The organism is Bowmanella dokdonensis, from assembly GCF_017254865.1.
GTDB lineage: Bacteria > Pseudomonadota > Gammaproteobacteria > Enterobacterales > Alteromonadaceae > Bowmanella > Bowmanella dokdonensis.
On record NZ_JAFKCV010000199.1, the window covers coordinates 1 to 348 of the forward strand.

At 56.9% G+C, this 348-nt stretch carries 1 pseudogene; it reads right to left on the bottom strand.

Annotated features, from left to right (window positions below):
• Window positions 1-45: 45 nt before the first annotated feature.
• A pseudogene (locus J0A66_RS22225) lies at window positions 46-348 on the bottom strand (glucans biosynthesis glucosyltransferase MdoH); the annotation flags it as partial.

A 348-nucleotide genomic window follows, 5' to 3' on the forward strand; every position in this document is an offset into this window, starting at 1 on the left:
GGAAATGAAAATAGCGACGCCGCTGTTTAGCGGCGTCTTAATGACCTAGCGGTTAACGCTGGCCAGCACTTCGGCTGTGTCGAGGGTATCAAAGCTTTGTGTGGGCATTTCGCGCCATTGCTCGCTTGGCAGCATCGGAGTAAAGGCAATTTGCGCTGGCTGTTGTGGCATATTCGCCAGGCGCAGGCGCAACTGCTTTAGCTCCTGAGGCTCCGCGGCTTCGCTGGGGCTGATAAACAGGCCATGCAATCTGGCCAGACGGCCCAGTTCCAGGCTGCTGGAGTAACGCACAATAGGCGCCGCCAGGATCACACCGGTAAATACCGGTACCATCCACCAGAACATCAG